Annotated in this window: 21 protein-coding genes; 10 read left to right on the top strand and 11 right to left on the bottom strand. The window is 60.8% G+C overall.

All coding sequences use genetic code 11. The features are described 5' to 3' along the window. Window positions 1-514: 514 nt before the first annotated feature. Window positions 515-2,281, top strand: a complete 1,767-nt coding sequence (locus IE111_RS11990; protein ID WP_189608903.1) for an acyl-CoA dehydrogenase C-terminal domain-containing protein — start codon at window positions 515-517, stop codon at window positions 2,279-2,281. Window positions 2,282-2,488: 207 nt separating this feature from the next. On the opposite strand, the gene IE111_RS11985 is transcribed toward IE111_RS11990, so the two are convergent. Both IE111_RS11985 and IE111_RS11980 read right to left on the bottom strand, forming a co-directional pair. Further along, window positions 2,489-3,949, bottom strand: coding sequence for a protein adenylyltransferase SelO (locus tag IE111_RS11985; protein ID WP_189608901.1), 1,461 nt, complete (start codon window positions 3,947-3,949; stop codon window positions 2,489-2,491). Between the two features lie 903 nt (window positions 3,950-4,852). After that, window positions 4,853-5,632, bottom strand: coding sequence for a Crp/Fnr family transcriptional regulator (locus IE111_RS11980; protein ID WP_189608899.1), 780 nt, complete (start codon window positions 5,630-5,632; stop codon window positions 4,853-4,855). 42 nt (window positions 5,633-5,674) lie between these two features. Between IE111_RS11980 and IE111_RS11975 the strand changes: the two genes are divergently transcribed. Next, window positions 5,675-7,996, top strand: a complete 2,322-nt coding sequence (locus IE111_RS11975; protein ID WP_189608897.1) for a DNA polymerase II — start codon at window positions 5,675-5,677, stop codon at window positions 7,994-7,996. A 53-nt stretch (window positions 7,997-8,049) separates the two neighbouring features. On the opposite strand, the gene IE111_RS11970 is transcribed toward IE111_RS11975, so the two are convergent. Next, window positions 8,050-8,547, bottom strand: coding sequence for a DUF4124 domain-containing protein (locus tag IE111_RS11970; RefSeq protein WP_189608895.1), 498 nt, complete (start codon window positions 8,545-8,547; stop codon window positions 8,050-8,052). 282 nt (window positions 8,548-8,829) lie between these two features. Beyond that, entirely contained in the window at window positions 8,830-9,831 is a 1,002-nt protein-coding gene (locus tag IE111_RS11965; RefSeq protein WP_189608892.1) for an adenosine kinase, read from the bottom strand. A 210-nt stretch (window positions 9,832-10,041) separates the two neighbouring features. On the opposite strand from IE111_RS11965, the gene mrcB reads away from it, so the two are divergent. Further along, window positions 10,042-12,429: a penicillin-binding protein 1B gene (mrcB, locus tag IE111_RS11960; protein WP_189608890.1), complete on the top strand. Its 2,388-nt coding sequence runs from the start codon at window positions 10,042-10,044 to the stop codon at window positions 12,427-12,429. Beyond that, window positions 12,405-12,923: a hypothetical protein gene (locus IE111_RS11955; protein WP_189608888.1), complete on the top strand. Its 519-nt coding sequence runs from the start codon at window positions 12,405-12,407 to the stop codon at window positions 12,921-12,923. The genes mrcB and IE111_RS11955 overlap by 25 nt, the downstream gene beginning before the upstream one ends. A 195-nt stretch (window positions 12,924-13,118) precedes the next feature. Here IE111_RS11955 and IE111_RS11950 read toward each other — a convergent pair whose 3' ends face one another. The 5 genes from IE111_RS11950 to IE111_RS11930 form a co-directional block, all read right to left on the bottom strand. Further along, window positions 13,119-14,132 carry a peptide ABC transporter ATP-binding protein gene (locus tag IE111_RS11950; RefSeq protein WP_189608886.1) on the bottom strand — a complete coding sequence of 338 codons (1,014 nt, stop codon included), beginning with the start codon at window positions 14,130-14,132 and terminating at the stop codon, window positions 13,119-13,121. After that, a complete protein-coding gene (gene dppD / locus IE111_RS11945) occupies window positions 14,129-15,121 on the bottom strand; it encodes a dipeptide ABC transporter ATP-binding protein (protein WP_189608885.1) in 993 nt (330 codons plus the stop codon). The genes IE111_RS11950 and dppD overlap by 4 nt, the downstream gene beginning before the upstream one ends. Window positions 15,122-15,130: 9 nt before the next feature. After that, window positions 15,131-16,015: a dipeptide ABC transporter permease DppC gene (gene dppC / locus IE111_RS11940; protein ID WP_189608882.1), complete on the bottom strand. Its 885-nt coding sequence runs from the start codon at window positions 16,013-16,015 to the stop codon at window positions 15,131-15,133. A 10-nt stretch (window positions 16,016-16,025) separates the two neighbouring features. Further along, on the bottom strand, window positions 16,026-17,036 hold the full coding sequence (locus IE111_RS11935) for an ABC transporter permease subunit (RefSeq protein ID WP_189608881.1): 1,011 nt from the start codon (window positions 17,034-17,036) through the stop codon (window positions 16,026-16,028). A gap of 246 nt (window positions 17,037-17,282) precedes the next feature. After that, complete coding sequence (locus IE111_RS11930; RefSeq protein WP_189608879.1) at window positions 17,283-18,878, bottom strand: ABC transporter substrate-binding protein; 1,596 nt, start codon at window positions 18,876-18,878, stop codon at window positions 17,283-17,285. Window positions 18,879-19,304: 426 nt separating this feature from the next. On the opposite strand from IE111_RS11930, the gene IE111_RS11925 reads away from it, so the two are divergent. The 6 genes from IE111_RS11925 to astE all read left to right on the top strand — a co-directional run bounded on the left by IE111_RS11925 (window position 19,305) and on the right by astE (window position 24,064). After that, window positions 19,305-19,445, top strand: a complete 141-nt coding sequence (locus IE111_RS11925) for a hypothetical protein (protein ID WP_189608877.1) — start codon at window positions 19,305-19,307, stop codon at window positions 19,443-19,445. 213 nt (window positions 19,446-19,658) lie between these two features. After that, window positions 19,659-20,432 carry an ABC transporter ATP-binding protein gene (locus IE111_RS11920; protein WP_189608875.1) on the top strand — a complete coding sequence of 258 codons (774 nt, stop codon included), beginning with the start codon at window positions 19,659-19,661 and terminating at the stop codon, window positions 20,430-20,432. Between the two features lie 255 nt (window positions 20,433-20,687). Further along, the gene (locus tag IE111_RS11915; protein ID WP_189608873.1) at window positions 20,688-21,446 is read left to right on the top strand and encodes a transporter substrate-binding domain-containing protein; all 759 of its coding nucleotides are present in this window, start codon (window positions 20,688-20,690) and stop codon (window positions 21,444-21,446) included. 136 nt (window positions 21,447-21,582) lie between these two features. After that, entirely contained in the window at window positions 21,583-22,284 is a 702-nt protein-coding gene (locus IE111_RS11910) for an ABC transporter permease (protein WP_189608871.1), read from the top strand. Window positions 22,285-22,290: 6 nt separating this feature from the next. Further along, window positions 22,291-23,004: an ABC transporter permease gene (locus IE111_RS11905; RefSeq protein WP_189608869.1), complete on the top strand. Its 714-nt coding sequence runs from the start codon at window positions 22,291-22,293 to the stop codon at window positions 23,002-23,004. Window positions 23,005-23,062: 58 nt separating this feature from the next. After that, entirely contained in the window at window positions 23,063-24,064 is a 1,002-nt protein-coding gene (astE, locus tag IE111_RS11900) for a succinylglutamate desuccinylase (protein WP_189608867.1), read from the top strand. A gap of 100 nt (window positions 24,065-24,164) precedes the next feature. On the opposite strand, the gene IE111_RS11895 is transcribed toward astE, so the two are convergent. Next, entirely contained in the window at window positions 24,165-24,875 is a 711-nt protein-coding gene (locus IE111_RS11895) for an LrgB family protein (protein ID WP_189608865.1), read from the bottom strand. Further along, window positions 24,872-25,213: a CidA/LrgA family protein gene (locus tag IE111_RS11890; protein ID WP_189608863.1), complete on the bottom strand. Its 342-nt coding sequence runs from the start codon at window positions 25,211-25,213 to the stop codon at window positions 24,872-24,874. Before IE111_RS11890 ends, IE111_RS11895 begins: the two co-directional genes overlap by 4 nt. Window positions 25,214-25,363: the final 150 nt, after the last annotated feature.

Raw genomic sequence — 25,363 nt, 5'->3', positions numbered from 1 at the left:
CCTATCGGCTAATCCAACCTACTTGTTGCACCAGCTGTTTTGGGCACACGTAGGGTGGGCATCGCCCACCATCATGCCCTGATGTGCCACGGAATAATGGTTGGCAATGGAGCATGCTGAAGGCTGAGTATCCTTCCATGGTGGGCGGTGCCCACCCTACAAATGCGGCGGGATAACGGACTGCGAAGTCACCACGGAACCAGCCCCGGATGCCGGGTAGGTCCCACGCAGGGGTATCCGCTGCAGGGATGCTGCGGTCAAGGCCCCATGGATGGGTTCATGCCGACCCTGGGCGGGGGCCTACCCGGCAGCGGGGGCGAACCACTGGCACCACAGACAACCGAGCCACAAACAAACCCAGGCACAGAATCAAACCACAGGCACCGAGGTTTACACCCAAACCGGGAACTTTAACCACCCAACAAATTGCCGAAGGCTGCCGAAACCTTAGCCTTTGGACAGAGCCCCGATCCACGGGCGTCCAAGATACCGACGAGAACAAGAGAGTACTGACATGGCGGAATACAAAGCACCGGTTCAGGACATGCAGTTCGTACTGCAGGACGTCTTCCAGGCCGATCAACTCTGGGCCAGCATGCCCAACACCCAGGAAGTTACCCCCGACCTCGTCTCGGCCATCCTCGAAGAAGGCGCCCGCATCTGCGAAAACGAGCTCTTCCCGATCAACCGCAGCGGCGACGAAGAGGGCTGCCACTGGGACGACACTGTCGTCACCACGCCCAAGGGCTTCAAGGAAGCCTACGCCACCTACGCCGAAAGCGGCTGGGTCGGCCTCGGCGGCGATACCGAGTACGGCGGGCAGGGCATGCCGAAGATGTTGACCGTCATGTTCGAGGAGATGGTCTACGCGGCCAACACCTCCTTCGCACTGTACCCGGCACTGAGCGCCGGTGCCTGCCTGTGTCTGTTGAACCACGCCAATGAAGAACTGAAACAGACCTATCTGCCGCCGCTGTACGAAGGCCGCTGGTCCGGCTCCATGTGCCTGACCGAGCCGCACTGCGGCACCGATCTCGGTATCATGAAAACCAAAGCCGTACCGCAGGACGATGGCAGTTACGACATCACCGGCACGAAGATTTTCATCACCGGGGGTGAGCACGACCTGGCCGAAAACATCATTCACCTGGTACTCGCCAAGCTGCCGGACGCGCCGGCCGGCTCCAAGGGCATTTCGCTGTTTGTCGTACCCAAGTTCCACGTCAACGAAGACGGCTCGCTCGGCGATCGCAATGCCGTCACCTGTGGTTCCATCGAACACAAGATGGGCATCAAAGGCTCATCGACCTGTGTGATGAACTTCGACGGCGCCAAAGGTTATCTGGTCGGCGAGGAAAATCGCGGCCTGGCGGCCATGTTCACCATGATGAATTACGAGCGTCTGTCCATCGGCCTGCAGGGCATTGGCCTGGGCGAGGTGTCCTACCAGTCCGCCCGCGCCTACGCCAAAGAGCGTATCCAGAGTCGTGCGCCGTCCGGTAAACAGAATCTGGACCAGGCGGCCGATCCGATCATCGTTCACCCGGACGTGCGTCGCATGTTGCTGACCCAGCGCGCCTACAACGAAGGCGGTCGCGCCTTCGCCGCCTACGTCGGCATGTGGCTGGACATGGCCAAGGGCCACCCCGACAAGACCACCCGGGCCAAAGCGGAAGGCTTGGTGGCCTTGCTGACGCCCGTCGCCAAGGCCTATTTCACGGACCGGGGTTTCGATGTCACCGTCCTCGGCCAGCAGGTGTTCGGCGGGCACGGCTACATCCGCGAGTGGGGCATGGAGCAGTTCGTGCGCGATGCCCGCATCGCCCAGATCTACGAAGGCACCAACGGCATTCAGGCGTTGGATCTGATGGGGCGTAAGGTCGCCGCGAACAAGGGCGAGTGGTATGGCCTGTTCCGCGACGAGGTACAGGCGTTCATCGACGACAATGCCGACCTGGGCGAATTCACCGCGCCCTTGTCCGCCGCCCTGGAGCGATTGACCGAAGCGACGGACTCCGTACTGAACAGCGTCGGCGACGACCCGAACGCCATCGGCGCGGCCAGCTGCGATTACCTGAACCTGTTCGGCCTGACCGCCTACGGCTACATGTGGGCGCGTATGGCCAAGGCAGCCCAGGGCGGCAACAGCGAATTCCACACCGCCAAGGTCGAGACGGCCCGGTTCTTCATGCAGCGGTTGCTGCCGGAAACCCTGGCCTATCACGCCAAGGTGCTGGCGGGCAGTGAGACGCTGATGGCGCCCTCGGAAGAGTTGTTTTAAGCGGGAAATCGAGCCGTCACCTGTAGGGCAGAAGAGGTGGAGCCGACATCTGCCGAAGCGGGCATGGCCCGCCTTTTTTGTACATGGATGTACTTATGCTGCGAGCACAGGGATGTGCAGGAGCAGTGTTTCAGCGGGCGATTAAGAGGGCTTCGCCCTCCCGGCGGATGTCAGCTCCACCTCTTCCACCCTACGAACCCCAATCCCTCAACTGCTGCAACTGAGCGGGCGGGCCACATAGTCCGCCGGTGGGGCGTCACCCCAGTGGCGCCATTCTTCGCGGTGCTCGAACGGGGACTGCAACGCCGCCAGGTAGCTGTGCAGGGGAGCGTTATCTCCCTGCTCGGCCGCCTCGATCACTTCCTGCGCCAGGTGTGTCCGCAGCACCGAGACCGGGTTGCGCGCCCTGGCCAGGCTGCGACCCTGGTCCGGCTCCGAGTCCAGCCGTTCGGCCAGTGCCTCGCGCCATTTCCGAAACCGATCCCGATCTACATAGTCGTCATCCAGTTCCGACCAGGCCTCGACCGGCCGGTCCGCCAGAGTCCGGAAACTGTGGTGAAAATCCCGTTCCTCGGCCGCCAGCAATTGCATCCACTCGCTGACCAGTTCCTGATCGTCCGCTTCAATCTCCCCGAGGCCGAGCCGCTCACCCATTAAATGCAGAAAGTGGTTGTTGTAGACCGGTGCGAAGCGTTGCAGCGCCTCCTTCAAAGCGTCCTGGCGGGTGTGTGACACCAACGCCTGGGCCAGACACTGCAGATTCCACAACGCTATATCGGGCTGCCGGTTGAAGGCATAGCGGCCCTGAACATCGGTGTGGTTGCAGATAAAATCCGGCCGGGTGGCGTCGAGAAAGGCGTAGGGCCCGTAGTCGAAGGTATCGCCGATGATGCTCATGTTGTCCGTGTTCATCACCCCGTGGCAAAAGCCATGGGCCATCCAATGCGCCATCAGCGTGGCCGTGCGGTCGACCACCTCGGTAAAAAAAGCGGCGGTCGGGTCATCGTGTTCCAGGCACTCGGGGTAATGGTGCTTCAGGGTGTAATTCAGCAGTTGTTCCAGCTTCTCGGTCTGCTCGCTGAAGGCGAACCACTCGAAATGCCCGAACCGGATGTGCGTGCGCGCGACCCGGGTCAGCATGGCGCCGCGCTCCAACACTTCCCGCTGTACCGGCTCGTCCGACCCGACCAGCGCCAGCGCCCGCGTCGTCGGAATGCCAAGCGCGTGCAAGGCTTCGCTGGCCAGGAACTCCCGGATCGACGACCGCAACACCGCGCGACCGTCGCCGAAGCGACTGAACGGTGTCTTGCCGGCGCCCTTCAGATGGAAATCCCAGTGTTCACCGTCCGGGTCCACCCACTCACCGAGCAACAGGCCACGCCCGTCCCCCAGATCCGGGTTCCAGACACCGAACTGGTGGCCGGCGTACTTCTGCGCGATCGGCTCCGTACCCTGATACAACCCCGCCCCGGAACAGGCCTTCAGCATCTGATCGTCCGGTTCGGCCGGAAACGACAATTCCTCCGCCAGGGCATGATTCCAGCACACCCAGTGCGGATCGCGCAGCGGTGTCGGATTGACCTGAGCATAGGTGTCCGGCAGTTCCCGGGCGTAACGGGTGTCGAACTGGCCGGGTTGGACGGTTTGGGTGTTGGTGGCGTGGGTCATGCTGAACCGATGATTGGCAACTGTATGCTCATCATGGGTTGGATGACGGGCTTTCTCAATGGAGGAAGGAAGAGGCCGGAAAAAAGAAGGCCGGGCCCGGTTTTGGAAAAGGGGGATCCCGATGCGGGAAACCAAAACGGGGATCGGCCTGCCCTGGCCGGCTCAGCTGCCCACTGAGGTGTCCTTTGAGTTGTCCAGATAACCTGTATGTGGTCTCTACGTCCTGTAGCGGGCTGTCCGTTACCCGGAGCTCTCCTTGGCGACGGAAAGAAGTATGACGATTAGTGATGGTTTCCAATAGCGGCGATATGGGACAGGGTTTGTAAGACATTTGCCATTGGTTGTGTGGTTTTGAGGGTTCAGGTGAGGGGGTAGGGGCCTCCGGGGTCGCCGTGAATACATCCATGTAGGCTTGGCGGCCGCGTCCCTGCGGCCGACATCCCCGGAGACCCCTACCCCCTCACCTGAACCCATACTTCCACGGTGCCTCAATCTGATGGCTGGTGGTTGAAGGAATTTTAAGTCGTTGTTGTTCTAGTGGAGGTTTGAGGGGGAAGTGATTGGGCATTTTTCTGGTGGGCAGTGCCCACCCTACGAGTGCCATGAGCGGCGGTAGTTGCACAATTGACTAGCGAGAGGTGGCGGGGTGCTCCCAGGCGGACGTCGGCCCGCAGGGCCGGTTTTTGCTCCTGCAAAACCGGCACTTCCGCCATCCATGGCGGTCGGATTCGGGCCGCCGAGCTTACAGGGAAGTACTTGCAGCGGTCCGTCAGGGAGCACCCCGCCACCTCTCGCGGGTTCCCGGCACTAAGCAGTCCCAGCAGAGGTCAACCCAGCCTCCTCTAGCGGATTCCCGGCAACAAGCCAGCCCGGCCGAAATTTAGGCACAAGCCCGAACAAGGCCTAGTCTTCGGTCAACCGGGCATTCAGCGACTGGATGTTTCGGGCCATGTTCTCGATGAGGGTCATGGTCGTCTCGGGGTGTGATTTGATCAGGGTGACGAACTCGTCTTTGGGGACCGCCAGAACCGTACAGGGTTCGGAGGCGATGACGGTGGCAGAGCGGGGTTCGCCGGTGAAAACGGCCATGGCGCCGAAAATCTCGTCCTGCAGGACTTCGCCGACCTTGTTCTCGGCGACATAGACCTCCGCCCGGCCGTTCAGAATGGTAAACACCTCGTGTGCCGGATCGCCCTCGTTAAGGATCGTCTCGCCCGGAGCGAAGTTCAGGAAGCCCGTCTGTGGCGCCTGGTCCTCATCGCGCTGGTTGCGCGCGAACGCATCCTGGAAGAGCGCGATCTGGGTCATCAGGAAACTGGTCCAGATGGCCTGGCGCTCCTTGGTCTCGTGGGTGTAGCGCAGCAGATCGTCCGCCGCGTGTTGCTCGACCACCACCCCCTCCTCGCAGGCGACGCGAAGGGCCGGGAGCTGGTAGCATTCGTTCAGCCCGATGACGTCGCCCGGTTCGAAATAGAGGCACAGGCGTTCGCCCTGCCAGCCCTGCATCGTACCCGAGCGCACGATGAACAGGTTTTCCGTGGACTGCAGAGCGTAGAGGTCGGTTTGGGCTTCGAGGTTGCGTCGTTCGCCGGGTGGCAGGGATTCGAACAGCTTGTCCGACAGTATCCGGAGGCGTTCCGACAGCTGATCCGCCGTTTCTGACCGTTCTCCCAGTAAAAGCATATAGAATTCTCCCACACAGATGAGCGCAGTATAGCAATCGCCATGTTACAGGAAAGCCAACCCGATCCCGCCTTCGTGTTGAGCCGTCATTGGTCGGAGACCGATAATGGGCTCGAACTGCGCTATTGGCTGAAAATCGGCGACGATGTCCGCTGTTGGACGCTGGAAGGACAGGAGTCGGTCTGTTTCATTCCCGAGCGGGAATGGGCCGCCTGGCATCGGGTCTGGGCCACGCGACCGGTAATGCCCCGAGTCGGAGAGCCCGGTTTGATCTCCCTGGAAGGGGAGGCCGTGCGACCGGTGTATTCCGCGACCTTCACCGAGCAACGCCAATGGGTGCGGCGCGGGCGTGATCAACAACTGCGGGTCTGGGAAGACGATGTGATCCCGAGCGACCGGTTTTTGATGGAACGCTTGATCACCGCGAGCGTGACCCGAGAGGGTAAACGGCTGCGTCCGGCGAGCGTGGAGCCCAAGCTGCGCGTGGTTTCGCTCGACATCGAGACCGCCTGGTACGTCCCCGGGCAATGCCCCGATCTGTACAGCATCGCCGTCGTGACCGAGGATGCCAGCGCGGTTTGGGTGGTGGACCGGGGTCATACCCGGCCGGCGAACGCGCCCGAGGATCTGCACTGGGTCGACTCGGAGCAGGCCTGCCTGGAGGCGTTCATCGACTGGGTTCAGGCCTACGACCCGGACATCCTGGTCGGCTGGGCGGTGGTGGATTTCGATTTGTTCGTGTTGCAACAGCACGCCGATCGCCACAATCGACCGCTCGCCCTGGGGCGCGACGGTTCCGGGGTCCGGTGGCACAAGCGGCAGGGCGGTCCGTCACGCGTCGACATCGAGGGGCGACAGGTGGTGGATGGGCCGGGCACGCTGCGCTCGGCGGCCTGGTACCTGGACAGCTATTCGCTGGAATTCGTGTCCCGCACGATCCTGGGGCGCGGCAAGGCGATCGAGGACAGCGACGACCGGGTCGGCGAAATCGAGCGGCTCTACCGGGAGGAGCCGCTGGCGCTGTACACCTATAACCGCGAAGACGCCCAACTGGTCATCGATATCTTCCGCGAGGCCAAGCTCTGGCACTTCCTGGTCGAGCGAGCCCATCTGACCGGGTTGACGCTGGACCGGATCGGGGCGTCGGCCGCCGCCTTCAGCTACGTTTACCTGCCCCGGTTGCACCGTGCCGGTCGGGTCGCGCCGTCGGTGGGTGAGCAATCACTGACCGAGCACAGCCCGGGCGGCTTCGTCATGGACAGCAAACCGGGCTTGTACGACGACGTACTGGTGCTCGACTTCAAGAGTCTGTACCCGAGCATCATCCGCACCTTTCTGATCGACCCGCTTGGGCTGCACCGGGGTCTGGAAAGCCCGGAAGCGGAGACCGTTCCGGGGTTCCTCGGTGCCCGTTTCCACCGCACCGATCACATTCTGCCCGGTATCATCGACCGGCTCTGGGCCGCGCGAGACGAAGCCAAGCGCGAACAGAACGCGCCCTTGTCCCAGTCCATCAAGATTCTGATGAACTCGTTTTACGGCGTGCTCGGCAGTAATCTCTGCCGCTTCTTCGACCCGCGGCTGGCGAGCTCCATCACCCGGCGCGGCCATCAGATCCTCAACGAAAGCCGCGACCACATCGAGCAGCAGGGTTATCGCGTCATCTACGGCGATACCGATTCCGTCTTCGTCTGGGCCGACCGCCACCCGAACCCGCCCGAACTCGGGCAACAGCTGGCGGGTCAACTGAACAACTGGTGGCGCCAGCGCATACGCACCGAATTCGACCTGGACTGCCATCTCGAAATGGAATTCGAAACCCATTACCGACGCTTCCTGATGCCCACCATTCGCGGGCTGGAGACCGGTTCCAAGAAACGCTACGCCGGCGTGGTGGACGATGGCGGTCGAACGCGGCTGGTGTTCAAGGGCCTGGAAGCGGTTCGGTCCGACTGGACGCCGCTGGCGAAACAGTTTCAGCAGGGCCTTTACCAACGCGTTTTCGACGGCGCCGACTACGCCGCCTACGTTCGCGAGGAAGTCGCCGCCCTCAAGGCCGGGCAGCGGGACGATCGCCTCACCTACCAGCGCCGGCTGCGTCGTCCGCTGTCCTCTTATGAAAAACAGAAACCGCCTCACGTCCAGGCCGCGCTGAAACGCAAGGCCGAACAACCCACCTGGAGCGGCCGCCAGATTGCCTACCGGATGACGGTCAACGGCGTCGAACCCGAGCCCTTTGTCCGCTCGCCGCTGGACTACCAGCACTACCTGGACAAGCAACTCGAACCCATCGCCGACGGAATCCTGCACTTTATGGGAACATCGTTTCGGGAACTGATCGACGAACAGATGAACCTGTTCTGAAAGAAAGGAAGGGGCGCCAACCATTTGGTTCGCGCCTGGGAAAGGAGCGTGGTTTATTGCACCTTATTCAACGTATGGCTTTGACCGGCTGTCAGAATGGTCATCTGGTCTGGACTGAACTGGGTAAAGGTATAGGTCAGTTGTACCGGCTCGACCGACCGGTCCAGGCTGCCACCGCCGCCTTCCTCGATGAATTCGGTGATCACGGTCATCGAGCGGTCTTCGAGTCGCCAAATACCCTGATAATTGTAGATGGTCTCATCAGGAAACGTCTGGGTATAGCGAATCGAACCGTTTTCCTGCAACCGCATCCGCACTTCGCCGCCGTCCGAGCCCCGTCCGAACCAGGTTCCGGTCAGCTGTGAAGGAATGACCTGTACCGGTTCGGCCTTGCGACCACGAACGTTCACTTCCTCGGCGTTCACTTCCTTGGGAGGACGATCGCCATAATGAACGACGCCGTCTTCATCGGTCCATGTGTAGATTTTGCCGGCGGCCATGGCCTGCCCGATCCAGAGTGCCGCCAGTATCAACAGTATGCGTGATGTCATAGAAGGCCCTTGTTCAGCCTGATGCAAATATGATCAATAAGTGTAACCCCGCTTGTCCCGGAATGTGAAATAAACCGATGTGACCGGCTCAGCATAAATAACAATTGCTGGTGGAGCGAGCGGTGACTACGAGATAAGTGCCTGGTGTCGGGTGGTCCCATCCAGGGAAGTCCGCAGCAGGGATGCTGCGGTCTAGGCTCCACGGACGGATTTACGACGACCCTGGATGGGACCACCCGGCACCAGGTACGTATGCCTGGCACCAGGGGTAGACCAACCCTATTAGGCCCCGAGAATCCGGCGCCGAACGTCCAGCAGTTGGGTTTTGTCCAGTCGGGCGCCGGCGTGTTGGACCTTGACGGCCGAGGCCAGGGACGCCAGGGCACCGGCCGTATTGTAACTGCGCCCCTGGGTCAGGCCGTAGAGGAAGGCTCCGGCGAAGGTATCGCCCGCACCGGTGGTGTTCATCGCATTGACCTTGTGGGCGGGAATATCGAACCGGTTGTGCCCGTCATAGGCGACGGCGCCGGCCTCTCCGCGCGTCAGCACCCAGGTTTTGGCCAGTCGGTCGAGGGCGTTCATCGCGTCTTCGAGATCGGTGCGGTGGGTCCAGATCTGGGCTTCTTCTTCGTTGCAGAACAGCAAGTCGCAGCGCTCGCTCAACAGGTCGGTCATCTCGTCCCGGCACAAGCGGGCCACGGCCGGGTCGCAAAAATTGACCGCGATCTTCTTGCCCTGGCGGCGGGCCCGGTCGCGGCAGGCGATGGCGGCTTCGTGGCCGAGTTCGGAAATCAGCAGGTGGCCTTCCAAATAGAGCCAGTTGGCCGAATCGAGGGCGTCGAAATTGACGTCGTCGACGCCGATGTCATCGGTGATGCCGACATAGGTGTTCATGGTGCGCTCGGCATCCGGGGTCACCATCACCAGGCAAACGCCGGTATGGCCATCGGCGATGCGGTCCTTCGGGTCGGTCTCGACGCCGGAGTCGGTCAGCTGCTGGATGTAGAAATCGCCTTCCTCGTCGTCGCCGAGCCGGCAGGAGAAATGACACCGGGCGCCCAACTGGGCCGTCGCGGTGATGGAGTTGGCCCCGCTGCCGCCGTTCATGCGCTTGAGCAGTTGGCCTTCGTCCGTGGCGGCCCGGCGCAGGGTACGCGAGCGGTCGTAGTCGATGAGGGTGCGGTGACCCTTGGCCACTCCCAGCGAGGACAGGAAACGATTGCTGACTAGGTATTCTTCATCCACCAGGGCCTGACCCACGGCGTAGACATCCAATTGACTCATGAGCGCTGATTACTCCCGGCGGTTGACCCAAGCGGTGAAAGGCTGCGGAGTGTATTCATTTTGACCAAGGGGTCAAATCAGGTTCGGCGAAGGATCGCTGTTACACAGTATAGGTGAATAAACAGTCGCCCCTGCCTTACCATTCCCCAACAGAAGTCTGCGCAGTCGGTAAAAGACAAAAGGCCACTCTCGCCCCTATAATCCCGCCCCATGACAAAATCCCAATCTCCCAAACGTCGCAGCCCGAAACGTCCGGCGCGCCGGACGCCCGCGTCCAAAGGACGCCGCACCACTTCGAAACGCACCCGCAAACGGTCATCGAGCCGCTGGCGGATGGTGCGCTGGCGCCTGTTCCAGGTGGGCCTGCTGGGCCTGGCGGTGCTGGTGGTGTGGATGTTCTACCTGAATGCAGTGGTGCGCGACGGCTTCGACGGCCAGCGCTTCTCCATTCCCGCCCGGGTCTACAGCGAGGCGCAGGATCTTTACGCAGGCGCACCGGTCAGCGCCGACCGAGTCGAGATCCTGCTGGACGATCTCGGCTATCGGTCGTCCAGCCGGGTCAACCAGCCGGGACGCTATCGGCGTACCGGCCAGACCATCGAAGTCCATACCCGGGGCTTTGAGTTCTGGGACGGGGCAGAACCGGCGCGTCGGTTGTTGCTGGACTTCAGCCAGGGCAGTGTGAATCGGGTCAGCGAGCCGGACGGTTCAGCCGTCCTGCTGGCGCGGCTGGATCCCCTGTTCATTGGCCAGATCTACCCGGGGGTCAGCGAAGACCGGATTCTGGTGTCGCTCGAAACCGTGCCGCCCACCCTGGTGGCGGGCCTGATCGCGGTGGAGGACCAGCACTTTCTGGATCACCACGGCATTTCCATCGTCGGTATCGCCCGGGCCCTGTGGGCCAATGTGACCTCCGGGTCGATCGAGCAGGGCGGCAGCACATTGACGCAGCAACTGGTCAAGAATCTCTATTTGTCGCCGGATCAGACCTTGTGGCGAAAGGCCAACGAGGCCTTGATGGCGTTGCTGCTCGAGGCGCATTACGACAAGGAGGCCATACTCGAGACCTACCTGAACGAGGTCTACATCGGCCAGCAGGGCCGACGCTCGATCAACGGCTTCGGGCTGGGCGCCCAGTTCTTTTTCGGGTCGCCATTGCCGTCGCTCGATATTCACCAGCAGGCCATGTTGGTCGGGCTGATCAAGGGGCCGTCCTATTACAATCCGCGCCGTAACCCGGAACGGGCCATTCAACGGCGCAATGTCGTTCTTCGCGTCTGGCGCGAGGCCGGGGTGATCTCCCAGGCGGACTATGAGCACGCCACGCGCCAGCCATTGGATGTCAGCGCGGTGCCGGGTCAGGCGAGTTATCCGGCCTTTATGGATCTGGTTCGCCGCCAACTGGCCGAAGGCTACCGTAAGGAGGACTTGTTGGCCGAAGGGCTGACCGTCTTCACCACACTTAACCCGCTGGCCCAGAACAGTCTGGAACAGCGTGTACCGGCCAAGCTGGCCGAGATTGAGCGGCAGCACGGCCTGCAAGCCGGCGATCTCGAGGCCGCCGCCGTGGTCACCCGCCCGTCGACCGGTGATGTGCTTGCCCTGCTCGGTGGTCGGAAACCGGAACTGGCGGGCTTCAACCGGGCGCTGGACGCACGTCGGCCGGTAGGCTCCCTGATGAAACCGGCGGTCTATCTCGCGGCGCTGGAGCAGGGCTATACACTGGCCACGCCGATAAGCGATGCCGAGGTCACGGTCACGGCCGAAGACGGCAAACTCTGGCAGCCTCGTAATTACGACAAGACCTCGCACGGCACTCCGCTGCTGATGGATGCCCTGGTCAACAGCTACAACCAGGCCACGGCCCGGCTCGGCATGACCGTGGGTCTGGCCGAGGTGTTCGATGTCATCGACCGGCTCGGGGTCGATGAGCGGCCGCCGGCGGTGCCGTCGGTGATGCTGGGCGCCCACGGACTGTCGCCGATGCAGGTAGCGCAGTATTTCCAGACCATCGCCGGCAATGGCTTCTACACCCCGCTGAATGCCATTCGCGCCGTGGTCCATCCCGAGGACGGCGTATTGCAGCGCTACGACCTGAGCGTGGAGAATCGTTTTCGCCCCGAGCAGGTTTTCCTGTTGCAGGAAGCCTTGCATGAGGTGACCCGTCAGGGCACGGCGCGGAGCCTGCGCTGGCGATTGCCCGAGCATTGGTGGCTGGCCGGCAAGACCGGCACCACGGACGACAATCGCGATGCCTGGTTCGCCGGCTACAGCGGCGACCGCCAGGCGGTCGTCTGGGTCGGCCGCGATGGCAACGAACCCACGCCGTTGACGGGCTCGACCGGTGCCTTGCCGGTATGGGCGGACATCATGCAGGCCCTGAATCCGGTACAGGAAAGGCGCGGCCAACCGGCCAATGTCGAATGGCTGCCAGTCAACGCCCAGGGCGCGGTGGTGTCGGAACGCTGTGACGGGGCCCGTCCGGTGCCATTCATCAAAGGTACGGCGCCCAACGGCCGTTCGCGGTGCGATGCCGGGGCGGATACACAAACCGAGGGTGAGGAGGACGATTCATGGTGGCAACGCCTGTTCAACTGAGACACACCCAAGTCCGCCGGTGGCTTGCCACCCCCGGTGCCTTGATGCTGAGCGGTCTGATATTGGTTGGCTGCGCCACTCAATCCAGCGACCCGTTTCGTCCGGATACCGGCGGCAAACCGGAGTCGCCGGCCCGTACGGAAACATCGGAACCCGCAATGGACAGCGGAGACGTGGTGGCCGGCCTGCGTCGGGAAGCCTGGGAACAGCAGGCCGTCGGAGAATGGGAAGCGGCCGCCGGACTGCTGGAACGGGCACTGCGTATCGATGCCTCAAAGGCCGAACTTTATCACCAGATCGCCGAAGTCCGGCTGGGGCAGGAGCGCTTCGCCGAAGCGGAGCAGGTGGCGGCCAAGGGGTTGTCACTGGTGGCCGACGATCCCGAGCTGGAAGCCTCATTGTGGCGGGCGACCGCCCAGGCCCGCTCCGGGCAGGGGGACATGTCCGGCGCGCGCGAAGCCCGCGAACGGGCCTGCGCGCTCGGATACTGCTGACCCAAGTTTCGGAGTTTGGGTCGGCCGGGAGGCGGTGGCACGCTTCGGCTGCCGGGTATACCCCTGCGGGGCCGGTGTAAATCCATCCATGGAACCTAGACCGCAACATCCATGTTGCGGACTTCCCCTCAGGGGTATACCCGGCATCCGCCGCTCGTCTGGTCAGCGAACTCCGAACCTTTGGGGGTTAACCGGCTAGCCCACACGGGCGGACAGGTAGGGCAGGCGCCCTTCATCCACACCGAAACAGGCGACCGAGGCCGCGCCTTCGCGAGCGATCAACTGGGGTGTCTCCACCCGGCAGCGATCGTTGGCGAACTCGCAGCGGCCGTGGAAGGCGCAGCCACTGGGCGGGTTGAGCGGTGACGGCAGCTCGCCCTGAAGCCGGATCTTTTCGATGCGGTGTTCCGGATCGATGCGCGGCGTCGAGGACAGCAAGGCCCGGGTATAGGGGTGCTGAGGCGTACCGAAGATCTGCTCGGTCGAACCGTATTCCACCACCTTGCCCAGATACATCACCAGCACCTTGTCGGCGATGTGCTCCACCACGGACAGGTCGTGGGAGATGAATACATAAGCCAGCCCGAGTTCTTTCTGCAGATCCATCATCAGGTTCAGCACCTGGGCCTGGACCGATACATCCAGAGCCGAGACCGGCTCGTCCGCGACAACAACCTTGGGGTTCATCATCAGGCCACGAGCAATGGCGATGCGCTGGCGCTGGCCACCGGAGAACATGTGCGGGTAGCGGTCGTAGTGTTCCGGTTTCAGACCCACCTTCTGCAACAGGCTGATCGCCTTTTCCTTACGCTCTTCCTTGGACAGTTTGGTGTTGATCACCAGCGGTTCTTCCAGGATGGTGCCGACTTTCTTGCGCGGGTTCAGCGAACCATAGGGGTTCTGGAAAATGATCTGGATACGCTGGCGTAACTCCCTGGCCGTTTCCCGGTCGAGCGTGAGCAGGTTCGTGCCGTCGAAATTCAGCTCGCCGGTCGTCGGCCGCTCGATCATCGTCAGCAACCGCGCCAACGTCGACTTGCCGCAGCCGGACTCGCCGACCACCGCCAGTGTCTTGCCGGCTTCGACCGAAAAATCGATCCCGTCGAGCGCCTTGACTGTGCCTTTCGGTTTCATGAAACCCTGGCTGACCTGATAGTACTGTTTCAGGCCGATCCCACTCATGATGGGTTGGGTACGTTGTTCCGTCATTGAGTCGGTCTCCCATTATCGTCCAGGGGGTAAAAACACTTCGACTGACGCCCCTCGGGGCCGTAGTAACCGGGTTCCTCGACCCGGCAACGGTCGGTGGCGTAGGGGCAGCGCGGGTTCAGCAAGCATCCCTGCGGCCGGTCCAGCGCCCCCGGTACCACGCCCGGCAACGCCTTCAGACGGTCGTGGCCCTCGGCGGATTCCGGCAACGAGTTCATCAATGCCTGGGTATAGGGGTGGCGCGGGGCCTTGAAGATCTCGTTCGCCGGTCCGGTTTCAACAATCTGACCGGCGTACATGACCACCACCCGGTCCGCCGCCTCGGCGACCAGAGCCAGGTCATGGGTGATCAGGATCAGGCCCATGTTCTTCTCGCGTTGCAACTTGAGCAGCAATTCGATGATCTGAGCCTGAATGGTCACGTCCAAAGCCGTGGTCGGTTCGTCCGCGATCAGCAATTTCGGGTCGCAGGCGATGGCCATGGCGATCATCACGCGTTGGCTCATGCCACCGGAGAGCTGGTGCGGGTAACTGTCGATGCGGCTCTCGGGGGCCGGAATGCCCACCTGCTGCAGCAAATCGATCGCCTTGGCGCGGCGTTCCTTCTTGCTGCCACCCTGATGGACTTCAATGGCTTCCATGATCTGGTTGCCGACCGTGAAGCTCGGGTTCAGCGAGGTCATCGGGTCCTGGAAGATCATGGCGATTTCATCGCCGGTGATCTTGCGGCGCGCATTCTCGCTCAATCCGATCAGGTTGGTGTGCTCGAAAGTCAGTGAGTCGGCGCGGACTTTGCCGGGGAAATCGATCAGGCCCATCAAGGCCAGCGAAGACACACTCTTGCCCGATCCGGATTCCCCGACGATGCCGAGCACCTCGCCGGCGTCCACGTCGTAACTGATCCGATCGACCGCTGTGAATGGATTGTCGCCGGTGCCGAACGTGACCGACAGGTTGTTCACGGACAGCAATTTCTTGTCGTTGGTCATGTCGGTTTCCTATTGCTTCAGTTTCGGATCGAGCGCATCACGCAGACCGTCGCCCATGAGGTTGAACGCGAGTACGGTCAGCAGGATGATCAGGCCGGGGAAGGTCACAACCCACCAGGCGCTCTGAATGAACTCACGCGCGGTTGCCAGCATGGAACCCCATTCCGGCAGGGGCGGTTGGGCCCCGAGACCCAGGAAACCGAGGGCCGCCATGTCCAAAATGGCGTTGGAGAAACCGAGTGTCGCCTGCACGATCAGCGGCGCCAGGCAGTTCGGCAGAATGGTGATGAACATCAGTCTTAATGAACCGGCACCGGCCACGCGGGAAGACACGACATAGTCCTTGTTGATTTCAGACAGGACCGATGCCCGGGTCAGGCGCACATAGTGCGGTAGATAGACCAGTGAGAGTGCCAGGCTCGAGTTGACGATGCTCGGACCGAGGATGGCGACAATGGCGATGGCCAACAACAGGGCGGGCATGGACAACAGGATGTCGGCGAAACGCATAATGGCGGTGTCGACAAAACCGCCGAAATAGCCGGCGATCAAACCCAGGCAGATACCCATGATCAACGACAGGGTTACGATAAGCAGGCCAATCAACAGCGACAGACGGGCACCGTGAATAAGGCGGGACAGGATATCGCGCCCGACGCCGTCGGTACCGAGCCAGTACTGACTCATGCCACCTTCGGCCCAGACCGGCGGCACCAGGATGGCGTCGCGGAACTGCTCATGCGGATGGTGCGGGGCGATGAAGTTGGCGAATACGGCCAACAACACGATAAAGACGACAAATGCCAACCCGGCCAAGGCCCCCCGGTTCTGGGAAAAATAGAACCAGAACTCGGCCAGCGGGGACATGGGTTTAGCGGAAAGTTGTTGGGTCATGTCCGGCTCCTTACTTGCTGTGTCGCACGCGCGGGTTGACCACGCCGTACATCAGGTCGACCAGCAGGTTGACCAGAATGATGATGGTGGCAATGAGCAGCAGGCCGCCCTGGACCACCGGATAGTCGCGGCGGCTGATCGATTCCACCAGCCATTTGCCGATGCCCGGCCAGGCGAAAATGGTCTCTGTCAGGATGGCGCCACTGAGCAGCAGTCCGACCTGCAACCCCATGACGGTGATGACCGGGATCAGGGCGTTTCGCAAGGCGTGTTTGACGATGATGCGACGCTTGGACAGGCCCTTTGCGCGGGCGGTGCGGATGTAGTCTTCGCCGAGCACTTCCAGCATGGAAGAGCGGGTCATCCGGGCGATGACGGCCATGGGAATGGTGCCGAGGACGATGGACGGCAGAATCAGGTGTTGCACCGCGGCGGTGAAGGCGCCTTCCTCATCGGAGAGCAGGGTATCGATCAGCATGAAACCGGTCACTTCGTCGATCCAGTAGATGACATCCATGCGGCCGGAGACCGGTGTCCAACCCAGGTTGACGGAGAACAGCAGCATCAGCAGCAGCCCCCACCAGAAGATGGGCATCGAGTAGCCGGTCAGTGAAATGGTCATGACAGTGTGATCGAGCAGGCCACCGCGGCGTACGGCGGCCAAAATGCCCAGAGTCAAGCCGACCACGGAGGCGAAAATCGCCGCGCACACGGTCAACTCGATGGTAGCCGGGAACAGGGTCAGGAACTCGGACATGACCGGTTCACGGGAGACGTAGGACGTACCCAGGTCACCCTGCAGGACATTGCCGATGTATTGGAAATATTGTACCCAGATGGGTTTATCCAGCCCGAGCATGGCTTCCAACTCAGCCCGCTCTGTGGCGGTCATCCCCCGTTCGCCCCCCATGACAGTGACCGGGTCGCCGGGGATCAGGTGAATCAGTGCAAAGGCAAACAGCGAGACCCCGATGAACGTAGGGATCACCATGCCTATGCGGCGCAAAATGAAATATAACATCGATTTCTTCTCTCCTACCGGATAGGGCGCACGGAGCCGTACCGGGATTGGAACCGACCCTGGCGGACCGTCGATTCCAGCATGTTCAGCATTACTGAGCGGTCAAGACCGTTACTGGGTCGCGCAGGCTACCCGAAACCGGCAAGCCGGGGTGACACCTTTACACGAAGCCCGATCTGAAACGACAAAGGGCGGCAGGTAGCCTGCCGCCCTGGGGTGGAACGTCACTGAGAGGTCAGGACGATCTTATTCTTCGAGGCTGACGCCATAGAAGTAGTGTGAACCGAACGGGCTCATCTTGTAGCCTTTCACTTCCGGGCGAACCGGCTCGAATACAACGGAGTGCGCGATGGTGATCCAGGGCGCATCCGCCTTGAACACAACCTGGGCTTCCTCGTACAGAGCGGTGCGCTCTTCCATATCGGTCGTCCGCAAAGCCTGTTGTACCAGGCCGTCGAACTCCTCATTGCACCAGAAAGCGCGGTTACCACCGGTTTCGGCGGCCTGGCAGCTCAGCAGGGTGTTGAGGAAGTTGTCCGGGTCGCCGTTGTCGCCGGTCCAGCCCAGCATCATGGTCTGATGCTCGCCGTTCTGGCTGCGCTCGAGGTACTCGCCCCACTCATAGGAGACGATCTCGGCTTCGACACCGATGCGCGCCCAGTCAGCCTGAATCAGCTCCGCCATGCGGCGAGCGTTCGGGTTGTAGGGACGCTGAACCGGCATGGCCCAGATGTCGGTTTCGAAACCGTCCGGGTAACCGGCTTCGGCCAGCAGTTGCTTGGCGTACTCGGTATCGTAGTCGTAGTCGACCACATCTTCGTTGTAGGACCACATGGTCGGCGGGATCGGGTTCTTGGCGATCTGGCCGGCGCCGCGATAGACGGCTTCCAGGATGGCTTCCTTGTTGGTGGCAATGTTCAACGCCTGACGGACCCGCTCGTCACCGAACGGTTCTTTGTTGGTGTTGAACGCCAGATAACCCACGTTCAGGCCCGGTTGGGACAGAACGTTGATGTTCGGGTCGTCCTGCATTTCAGCCACATCGGCCGGGTTCGGATACACCATGTGGTGACATTCGCCGGCACGCAGCTTGGCGTAGCGAACGCTGGCATCCGGGGTGATGGAGAAGACCAGACGGTCGATGTCGGCCTTGCCTTCCCAGTAGGCGTTGTGTGCCACATAGCGAATCAGCGAGTCTTTACGATACTGGGCCAGGATGAACGGACCGGTACCGATCGGGGTCTGGTCGACCTTGGTCGGGGTGCCCGCTTCCATCATTTCGTCCGCGTATTCGGCGGAGTGAATGGAGGCGAAGTCCATCGCCAGGTTGGCCAGGAAGGTGGCGTTCGGCGAGCTCAGCTTGAACTCGACGGTGTAGTCGTCGATCGCCCGGATGGACTCGATCGCCTCGCCCATGCCCATGTAACCGAAATAGGCATAGTCCTTGTTGCTGACTTCATGATAAGGATGGTTTTCGTTCATCTGACGGTTGAAACTGAACAACACGTCCTCGGCGTTGAAGTCCCGCGACGGACGGAAGTCCGAGCGCTGGTGGAACTTGACGTTCTCACGCAGATGGAAGGTGTAGGTCAGGCCGTCATCGGAAATGTCCCAGCTTTCAGCCAGCCCCGGCACGATGTTGGTTTCGCCGCGCTCGAATTCGACGAGACGATTGAACAAAGTGCGGGAAGAGGCGTCGAAAGTGGTCCCCGAGGTGTAAAACGCCGGGTTGAAACCTTCCGGACTCCCCTCTGAACAGTACACAAAGGTGTCTGCAGCTGCTGAAGTGGCCATCGCGGTGGCCAGGGCGGCCCCGGCGAAGAGTGATAGACCTTTTCTCATTATTATCTCCTTAGTTTTATCAAGCCCAGGATCAGGGCTGTTGGATCAGGTATTCCGGTGAGGTCGAAACACCTGCGAACCCTAGCCTCAGCAAGACTGGGACCATGCTGAAGACGTGTTTGTTGGCTCGTTATAACCAGTTTGTTGGTCTTTATAGGTGCACCGAGCATAATGCAGGCCCAAGCATAGGGCAACAGCCGTTATCCTGCCTTGCTGTCAAAGATTCGTTCCATGATGGATGTCTCAATCCTGTAACCTTTGGGGCGGATCAGAATGGTTTTGCGCGCCCCTTTTGGAATATGGTAAAAGAAAGCTGGTGCGGTGATTGCTTTATCGGTATTGGTCTCTTAAAAGAGGTCCAATATGGCGGGAAGCCGATCTTCGCACCCGGTCCCAACCCGCTCCCCCGATGACCGAGGAGAGAAGATGAACCAACACCTGTCAGACCCTGCGGAATCGACTCAGTCGCCTGTGGCCACTGTTTCGTCCCGGCATGCGGGTGCCCGGCTGACACTGGGGTTCTATCTGCTCTCCCGGCACGCACTCAGTGAATGGTGCAACGAATAAACTCCCTGCGGGCTGGCCCCGTCCTCTTGAGCGCATGTCGCACAACCACAACTGGCGGTGCGATTCTGTTTTGCAATGACCGGGGGGCTTATTCAAAATGCCCGCTACAATAACGCACAACAAGCAACCAATTCTGCCAGCCACCACAGAGACACCCCTTCCGGGGCCTGTAGGACCGGCGCCTCCCGAGCAGAAACGGATCAGGAGACCAACATGGGTCAGCAAGACGCCCCGCTGATTGCCACCGACATTCATAAACGGTTCGGTGAGCACGAAGTACTCAAGGGCATATCTCTGGAAGCGCACAAAGGTGACGTGATTTCCGTGATCGGCTCGTCCGGCTCCGGCAAGAGTACCTTTTTGCGGTGCATCAACATGCTGGAGATCCCCACTTCAGGTGACATTCAGGTACACGGTGAGACAGTAAAGTTCAGGCAGACCAAAAAGGGTGAGCGTTTGCCGGCGGACATTCGCCAGGTCGAGAAAATGCGCGCCCAGCTGTCCATGGTGTTTCAGAGTTTCAACCTCTGGTCGCATATGACCGTGATGGAAAACATCATAGAAGCACCGATACACGTCCTGGGAGTCGACAGGAAAGAAGCGATGGACAGGGCCGAAGAACACCTTAACCGGGTCGGACTCTGGGACCGACGTGACTATTACCCGGCTCACATGTCCGGTGGTCAGCAGCAGCGGGCCGCGATCGCCCGGGCTCTGGCGATGAACCCGGAGGTGATGCTGTTCGACGAGCCGACCTCGGCGCTGGACCCGGAACTGGTCGGCGAAGTGCTCAAGGTGATGCGCGGCCTGGCCGAAGAAGGCCGTACCATGGTTGTGGTCACCCACGAGATGGCCTTCGCCAAGGACGTCTCCAACAAGGTGATGTTCCTGCACCAGGGCAAGATCGAGGAATACGGCAATCCGAAAGAGGTGTTCAACAACCCGAAATCGGAACGCTTCAAGCAGTTCATTTCTCCAAGTTACTGACCGTTCGCCGCGGGCGGATGCCCACGGCGAAGGGTGGGAGCGGCGGTTCCGGTCGGACCGGACCGCCCGGACACAGGACGTGTCGGGCATTTGATCGCGCCAAATGTCATGCAACCGAAGTGACGGATTGCAGCCCCGATCAGGGATGGCGGGGTTCCAGCGGTACAACGAAGGCCCAACCCCTAGCGGGCGACGGCTTTCGAACGTGAATCAGGACAACCTGATCGAACCATAAAAAAAGTGGAGTCAACCATAATGAAAAAAGCTCTGTTTGCTGTTGCGGGTATTCTCGCAATGACCTCAGCTGTGCAAGCCGAAGACTGGGATACCATTCGTGCCGGTGTGGACGCACCTTATCCTCCGTTTGAATACAAGGCGCCCGACGGCACCCTGACCGGTTTCGAAATCGAACTGGGTAACGAAGTCTGCCAGGAAATCACCGGCAACGACTGTGAGTGGGTGATCCAGGCATGGGACGGCATCATCCCCGGCCTGCTGGCCCGTAAATACGACATGATCTTCTCCTCCATGTCGATCAACGACGAACGCAAAAAGCGCGTTCTGTTCTCCGAGCCCTACTACACCACCCCGTCAGCCTTCTTCGCCCCGGACGGCAACAACTTCGATCCGGACATGGCATCTGACACCCGCATCGGTGTTCAGCGCGCCACCATCCAGGACACCTACGTGACCGAGTTCCTGCCGGACGCCGAAGTGGTGCGTTACACCACCGCCGACGACATGGTCGTTGACCTGAAAGGCGGCCGTCTGGACGCCATGTTCATCGACGCCCCGGTCGGCCTGGAAATGATCGGTGAAGACGCCGCCATCTCTCAGGTGGGTGAATTCGTCAAGGAACCGAAGCGCATCTTCGGTGAAGGCGTGGGCGCGGCTTTCCGCAAGCGTGACGCGGACCTGGAAGACGCCGTTTCCGCCGCTCTGGAAAAACTGAAGAACGACGGTACTTACGACCGCATCATGGACAAGTACTTCGACTTCGACATCAAGATCTGATCGTCCCGATCGGATGGGCATGGGGCGCTGCGGCGCCCCGTGCCCCATATTCCGTCGCTGTTTTGCTTGGCCTGCGTACCCGCGGGTGGGCAGACCAAACAGAACAGAACTCATCCAACAATAAGAGAGCTTGCCTGTGTTCGATTTAGAAGGGTACGGACCCACGATATTCGGGGGTGCCATCGTTACCATTGAGCTGGCCGTGTTGTCCTTGTTGATGGCCCTGGTTCTGGGCCTGCTCGGTGCCCTGGGCAAACTGTCCAGCAACCGCCTGGCCAAGGGCGTAGCCACCTTTTACACCACACTGATCCGCGGTGTGCCCGACCTGGTGTGGATGATGCTGCTGTACTTCGGTGGCCAGATCGCGATCAACCAGATTTTCGACTTTCTGTATTACGAATTCGGCATCGACTACTACCCCCAGTTCAATGAATTCGTCTCCGGCGTCATCACCATTGGCCTGATTTTCGGGGCCTACATGTCCGAGACCTTTCGAGGCGCCTTCATGGCTGTCGATCGCGGCCAGATCGAAGCCGGCAAGGCTTACGGCATGAGCAACTGGATGGTGTTCCGTCGCATCATGTTCCCGCAGATGATGCGTCATGCCATTCCCGGCATCGCCAACAACTGGCAGGTACTGCTGAAAACAACGGCCCTGGTCAGTGTCATCGGCCTGGCAGACATGGTGCGCCTGGCCACCGAGGCGGCCAAGTCCACCGGCGAACCCTTCAAGTTCTTCCTGCCGGTGGCGGTTGTCTACCTCGCCATCGCGGCGCTGTCCGACTTCACATTCCGTCAACTCAACATCAAATTCAGCGCCGGCGTGGTGAAGGGGTAAGGTACTATGGACGCTTTGATCGCACTGCTCGAAAACAACGACATTTTTACCCCCCGTACGCTGCTGCAATACTGGGGCGGCCTGGTCACCACGGTGCAACTGGTGTTCCTGGCGCTGCTGATCGGCGGGGTTCTGGCCGTACCCCTGGCGCTGATGCGGACCTCGTCCAAGGTCTGGATCAACGGCCCGGTCTGGCTGTTCACCTATGTATTTCGCGGTACACCGCTGCTGATTCAGCTGTATATGATCTACTACGGCGTGACCCTGATCGAGGGTATTCAGGAATCCATCTGGTGGGTAATCTTCGAAGGCGCCTTCTACCCGGCCCTGATCGCCTTCGTGCTGAACACGGCGGCCTATACCACCGAGATATTCCGGGGCGCCATTGTCGCCACCCCGGCCGGCGAAATCGAAGCCGCCAAAGCCTATGGCATGGGCTGGTGGAAACGCACCCGGCGCATCGTATTGCCCAGTGCCTTCCGTCGTGCCATTCCGGCCTACAGCAACGAAGTCATTTTCATGCTGCATGCCAGCGCCATCGCCTCGGTCGTAACCATCATCGACCTGCTCGGTGCAGCCCGGAACATTTATGCCCAGTTCTATGCGCCGTTCCCGGCCTTTATCTTCGTTGGTTGCATCTACCTGGTGCTGACCTTCGGCATACTGGGTATCTTCAAAAAGATCGAAAAACACATGCTGGCGCATCTGCAGCCACGTTGAACCCTTCCTCGGCCGGGGGCTCCCCGGCCGACGTCACGTTAGAACGGAACCCGCCTGAATGTTTGGCCCCCACGACGATTTTCTGAAACACACGCTCGCCACCGCCGATGAAGGCGTCGAACCAAGCTTCGAGGTCCTCTCCGCCGGCACTGAAGTGACCCTTCATGACTGTGGCGTGCTGCGCATCGAACCCAGGATCCCGAGTGATACCTCGCTGGTGATTTCCTGCGCTGTCCATGGCAATGAAACCGCCCCCATCGAGATCGTACGCGACATCGTGCGCGACTTGCTTGATGAAGAACTGAAAGCGGGTCAACGGGTGTTGTTCATCATGGGCAACCCCTGGGCCATGAACATCGCCGAACGCTTTGTCGATGTGAACATGAACCGGCTGTTCGCCGGCGATTGGCAGAACTACGATACGAACCTGAAAGAAGTGAAGCGCGCCGCCAAGCTGGAAGCCTACGTGGCCAACTTCTTCGCCGAGGAACCGACCACCGTCGACAAACGCTACCACTATGACCTGCACACCGCCATTCGCGGCAGCCAGCGCGAGCGCTTCGGTGTCTACCCCTTTGTCGCTGGACGGACCCTGCCGGCCGAGCAGAAAGCCTTTCTCGCCCGTGCCGACATCGACACCGTCCTGCTGCAGCAGAAAGAGGCCACCACCTTCTCCTCTTTCACCTCGTTGAAGCAACACGCCGAAAGCTTCACCCTCGAACTCGGCCAGGTGAAACCCTTCGGCGAAAACGACCTGGGCCGGTACACCGGCATCGACCACGCCCTGCGCGACCTCATCGCCGGCGAACCGCTGCCGAACAAACCCAAGCGTAACGTCACCGAATTTGAAGTCTGCCACGCCATCACCGTGACCAGCGACAACTGGGAATTCTTCATTCCGGACGACGCCCTGAATTTTACCGAATACGCCCCGGGCACCCTGATCTGGCGGGACGGCGACGAAGAATACCGCGTCGGCGACGAACCCGAATACATCGTCTTCCCGAACCCCAAAGTCCCGGTAGGCCACAGAGCCGGCCTGATGCTAAAAGCTAAATAGCAAAGTAGGGTGGGCACCGCCCACCAACACCGTAGGAGCGCAGGCCTCTGCGCGACAAATGGCAGACCGGAACCACCAACCGCCATCACTCGGCACACCATCACCCAACCCACTCACACCCAACCCAAAAGGGCACCAAAGGCGGCACCAAAAACGCACTCACCACCCCGGTCAGACTCATCGCCAACCCGGCGAACGCCCCACAGGTAAACGACCGCTCGAACGCCTGCGCCGTCCCGAACCCATGCGCCGTAACCCCCAACACAAAGCCGTGCAGGGCATCATCGTGCAACCGACACCACCGCATCAGCGTCGGCAACAGCAGCGTACCCACAGCCCCGGTCAACAACACCAACCCAGCCGCCAGCGACCCACTACCGCCAAGACTGTCCGCCATACCAATGGCGATCGGCGTCGTAATCGACTTCGCGCTCATGCTCAACGCCAGAACCTCATCCCCGGTCCACAGCGCCGACAACACCACCGCACTGCCGGCCGCCACCAGCGCCCCGGTCACACAGGCCACCATCAACGGCAACGCCATCTTCCGGATCAGCGCCATGTTCTCATGCAACGGCACCGCCAACGCCACCGTCGCCGGCCCCAACAGGAAATGAATAAACTGCGTATCGCGCTGATACTCCGGATACTCCCACCCGAGCAGCGTGATGACTCCCATCAACGTAAAAATGCTCACAATCACCGGATGCAGCAACGACGTCCGACCGGCCCGGATATACAACTGCTCCGCCAACAAATAGACCCCGATAGTCAGACTCAGGGCCAACAACATCTGCACACTGACGTTCATCGTCTCTCCACCCGAAACAGTTTGAACAAACCAATCATCGCCAACGCCGCCGACACCGTACTCACCGCGATGATCAACAACATCCACAACCCGTTCGCCATCAACCGGTCCCAATGCTCAATCAACCCCACACCGGCCGGCACGAACAGCAAGGTCAAATACCGCAACAACCCCGAGCTCGCATCCGCCAGCCCTTTGGGTACTTTTTTCAACACCGTCAGCGTGCCCCACAACAACACCAGCCCCACCACATTCCCGGGAATGGGCCAGCCGATCCACTGACTCAACGCCTCACCGGCCAGCCAGTAGGTGATTAGGATGAAAAAACCAAAGACCATCTTGTCTCCTGAAGTAAAAAAGGTAGTTCGTCAGACCAACCAATACTTATTAGTGGCCACCAGAATCTTCGAAGTTTCGGCCTTGACGAGAAAGACCAGTACTGGGGACCGGGGGTGCTCTGTAGGGGACATCTGAGGCATGGATGCCGA

This window comes from Saccharospirillum salsuginis (assembly GCF_014651855.1).
GTDB classification, from domain to species: Bacteria; Pseudomonadota; Gammaproteobacteria; order Pseudomonadales; family Natronospirillaceae; genus Saccharospirillum; species Saccharospirillum salsuginis.
This window is presented reverse-complemented; position numbering and strand designations above follow the sequence as displayed.

Bases quoted from the DNA above. Each gene is read 5' to 3' on its own strand.
- IE111_RS11990 (WP_189608903.1), top strand. From the start codon at position 515: ATGGCGGAATACAAAGCACCGGTTCAGGACATGCAGTTCGTACTGCAG.
- IE111_RS11985 (WP_189608901.1), bottom strand. From the start codon at position 3,949: ATGACCCACGCCACCAACACCCAAACCGTCCAACCCGGCCAGTTCGAC.
- IE111_RS11980 (WP_189608899.1), bottom strand. From the start codon at position 5,632: ATGCTTTTACTGGGAGAACGGTCAGAAACGGCGGATCAGCTGTCGGAA.
- IE111_RS11975 (WP_189608897.1), top strand. From the start codon at position 5,675: ATGTTACAGGAAAGCCAACCCGATCCCGCCTTCGTGTTGAGCCGTCAT.
- IE111_RS11970 (WP_189608895.1), bottom strand. From the start codon at position 8,547: ATGACATCACGCATACTGTTGATACTGGCGGCACTCTGGATCGGGCAG.
- IE111_RS11965 (WP_189608892.1), bottom strand. From the start codon at position 9,831: ATGAGTCAATTGGATGTCTACGCCGTGGGTCAGGCCCTGGTGGATGAA.
- mrcB (WP_189608890.1), top strand. From the start codon at position 10,042: ATGACAAAATCCCAATCTCCCAAACGTCGCAGCCCGAAACGTCCGGCG.
- IE111_RS11955 (WP_189608888.1), top strand. From the start codon at position 12,405: ATGGTGGCAACGCCTGTTCAACTGAGACACACCCAAGTCCGCCGGTGG.
- IE111_RS11950 (WP_189608886.1), bottom strand. From the start codon at position 14,132: ATGACGGAACAACGTACCCAACCCATCATGAGTGGGATCGGCCTGAAA.
- dppD (WP_189608885.1), bottom strand. From the start codon at position 15,121: ATGACCAACGACAAGAAATTGCTGTCCGTGAACAACCTGTCGGTCACG.
- dppC (WP_189608882.1), bottom strand. From the start codon at position 16,015: ATGACCCAACAACTTTCCGCTAAACCCATGTCCCCGCTGGCCGAGTTC.
- IE111_RS11935 (WP_189608881.1), bottom strand. From the start codon at position 17,036: ATGTTATATTTCATTTTGCGCCGCATAGGCATGGTGATCCCTACGTTC.
- IE111_RS11930 (WP_189608879.1), bottom strand. From the start codon at position 18,878: ATGAGAAAAGGTCTATCACTCTTCGCCGGGGCCGCCCTGGCCACCGCG.
- IE111_RS11925 (WP_189608877.1), top strand. From the start codon at position 19,305: ATGAACCAACACCTGTCAGACCCTGCGGAATCGACTCAGTCGCCTGTG.
- IE111_RS11920 (WP_189608875.1), top strand. From the start codon at position 19,659: ATGGGTCAGCAAGACGCCCCGCTGATTGCCACCGACATTCATAAACGG.
- IE111_RS11915 (WP_189608873.1), top strand. From the start codon at position 20,688: ATGAAAAAAGCTCTGTTTGCTGTTGCGGGTATTCTCGCAATGACCTCA.
- IE111_RS11905 (WP_189608869.1), top strand. From the start codon at position 22,291: ATGGACGCTTTGATCGCACTGCTCGAAAACAACGACATTTTTACCCCC.
- astE (WP_189608867.1), top strand. From the start codon at position 23,063: ATGTTTGGCCCCCACGACGATTTTCTGAAACACACGCTCGCCACCGCC.
- IE111_RS11895 (WP_189608865.1), bottom strand. From the start codon at position 24,875: ATGAACGTCAGTGTGCAGATGTTGTTGGCCCTGAGTCTGACTATCGGG.
- IE111_RS11890 (WP_189608863.1), bottom strand. From the start codon at position 25,213: ATGGTCTTTGGTTTTTTCATCCTAATCACCTACTGGCTGGCCGGTGAG.